Genomic DNA, 2,592 nt, shown 5'->3' with positions numbered 1-2,592 from the left:
GCTCTGGGGTCATGGAGGCCTCGGCGTGTCGGGGAATGGTCGGCGGCAAGTATGCCGGCCGGGCGTCAGCCGGTCTGGTGATAGACCGGCCAGGCGTCCTGGATCTTGCCGCCGCGCACGGTGATCAGGTCGCCGAACTGCAGCAGCACGCCCTCGGCGATCGCGGGCCGCAGGAAGACCTGGTCGTCGACCCGCAGGCCCACCGAGGGCGAGGCGTTGACGTTCTCCTGGTTCGCGCTGTGGCCCAGGATGCCGTTGAACCGAAGGCCGCGCGGCGAGGCGTAGTCGGCCAGCCACCAGCCGCCGTAGATGTAGAAGGTCTGGCGCTGGTTCACGTCCCACCACGAGAAGATCCTCGACTTCGCATCGAGCGCCGGTATCTGCACCGGCCCCGTGGCCTTGAGCACCGGCGTGGCGATGAAGGCCGCGGGCTCGTGCTCGGCCAGGGTCTCGATGTCGTAGTGCGTGGGCTTGAGCAGCGCGGTGCCCACGCTGATCTCGGTGCTGAGCTTCTCGGCGCCGTGCAGCGTGTAGCTCGGGCTGCCGCCGGCGTTGAGCGTGAGCCGCTCGTTCCACAGCGCGGGCCGGTGCGTGCGCGCGAAGTCGGCGAAGCCCTGGTAGATCGCCATCGCGCGCGCCAGCAGTTCCTCGGGCGTGCCGAGCACCTTGGGCACGCCGAAGCCCACGTGCGCGTCGTAACCCATGAAGCCCGCGAACTCCAGCGCCGCCGGGTTGGCATCGATCATCTCGAGCATGCGCGCGAGCGTCGCGTTGTCGGCCACGCCGCCGCGGTGCAGGCCGACGTCGATCTCGATGTTGACGCGCAGCCGCGTGCCCAGGCCGCCGGCCAGCGCGAGGTACTGCTGCAGCCGCTCGGGCGTGTCGACCAGCCACTGCAATTGGCGCGCGGCATCGAACGGGCCCTTGAGCTGGCGGTAGAACAGCGCCGCCGACTGCACCGGCAGCGGCTTGCCCAGCAGCAGGTCGAAGTCGGGGAACACGGCCGCGTCGACGTTGAGGAAGGGCTGGTGGAAGGACATCAGCCGGCGGCTGCCCGAGCGCTTCGCCACGTAGGCGATCAGCGACTGGCAGGGCAGCGACTTCTCGACGATGCGGTAGTGCTTGCCCGCGCGCTGCAGGCCGCCGGCCACGCGCTCGATGTTGGCGTCGAGCCGGTCGAGGTCGATCACCATGCAGGGCCGCATCGGCCCGTTGCGGCGCAACTCGTCGTTGAGCGCGCGGAAGTAGGGTTCGTGCGGCGCGCCCGCGTCGCCGGGGCGCAGCGCGAAGGCGGCGGCCGCGCCCAGCCCGACGGTGCCGAGCGTGCCCAGCAACAGCTTTCTTCTCCGGCGTCCACTCATGATGCGATCCCGAACAGTTGCCGCAGGTAGGGGTTGAGCAGGCGGCCCTGCGGATCGAGCCGCGCGCGCAGCGCGAGGAAATCGTTCCAGCGCGGATAGAGCGCGGCGAGCTCGGCGGGGCTGCGGTCGTGCAGTTTGCCCCAGTGCGGCCGGCCCTGGTACTTGCGGAAGATCGGGCCGATCTGCGAGAGCAGGTAGTCGTGCGGTTCGCCCACTGCCGCATGGACGGCGATCGAGCAGCTGTCGCGGCCATGGAAGGGGCTGAGCCAGGCATCGTCGGCCGGCACGAAGCGGAACTCGAGCGGAAAGAACACGTCGTTGCGCCGCTCGAGCGCCGCGATCACCTCGCGCAGGCAGGCGATGCCCTGGGCTTGCGGCACGTGGTACTCGGTCTCGTTGAAGCGCGTGGGCCGCTGGGTCGAGAGCAGCCGCCACGAGCGGTTCTTCGCCTCCTCGGTCTGGTCGCCATCGATCAGCGCGGCGGCGACGCGGCGGCGCAGCGCCGGGAACCAGCCGAGCCAGTCGCGCAGCCGGCGCAGGTCGCGCAGCATGTCCTCGTCGGCCGAGGGCGGTTGCACGGTGTCGCTGCCTTCGTAGAGGTCGTTCGCGATGCCCGCGGCATAGCCGGTGAAGGGCAGCACGTAGAACTCGAAGTTGCGATGCCGCCGCGCGAGCGCCGGTGCCTCGTCGAGCATGGCCGCGAGCGGGCGCAGGAACACGCGGCGGTGCAGGTTGAAGGCCGGCACGGTGCGCACCGTGGCCTCGCTGATCACGCCGAGGCAGCCGAGCGAGACGCGGGCCGCCGCGAACAGCTCGGGCTCGCGCGTGGCGCTGCATTCGATCGCTTCCGCGTCGGCGGTCACGAGGCGCAGCGCGGTCACTTCGGCATGCATCGCGGGCAGCGCGAGGCCGGTGCCGTGGGTGCCGGTGCTGATCGCGCCCGCGAAGGACTGCACGTCGATGTCGGGCAGGTTGCGCAGCGCGAGGCCGCGCGCATCGAGCTCCTGCGACAGCACGGCGAGGCGCATGCCGGCCTGCAGGGTGGCGGTCTGCGCGGTGGCATCGGTGCCGACGAAGGCCGACATGGCGTCGAGCGAGAGCAGCGTGGCGTCGGTGGGCACCAGCGCGGTGAACGAATGGCCCGCGCCGACGCAGCGCAGGCCGGTGCCGCCCGAAGCGCGCAGCACGGCGCACAGCTCGGTCGCGTCGGCCGACGTGGCGAGCAGGCGAG

Annotated in this window: 2 protein-coding genes; both read right to left on the bottom strand. The window is 71.3% G+C overall.

Going from position 1 to position 2,592, the window contains the following annotated elements:
• Positions 1–65 precede the first annotated feature (65 nt).
• Positions 66–1,361 carry a DSD1 family PLP-dependent enzyme gene (locus tag AC27VN_RS38465; RefSeq protein ID WP_490880064.1) on the bottom strand — a complete coding sequence of 432 codons (1,296 nt, stop codon included), beginning with the start codon at positions 1,359–1,361 and terminating at the stop codon, positions 66–68.
• Positions 1,358–2,592 (bottom strand): D-arabinono-1,4-lactone oxidase (locus tag AC27VN_RS38460; protein WP_490880063.1); only part of this gene is annotated, 1,235 nt, incomplete at its 5' end. The genes AC27VN_RS38460 and AC27VN_RS38465, both read right to left, overlap by 4 nt.

The sequence above is a fragment of the Variovorax sp. 20P10.2.4 genome (assembly GCF_058244205.1).
This window is presented reverse-complemented; position numbering and strand designations above follow the sequence as displayed.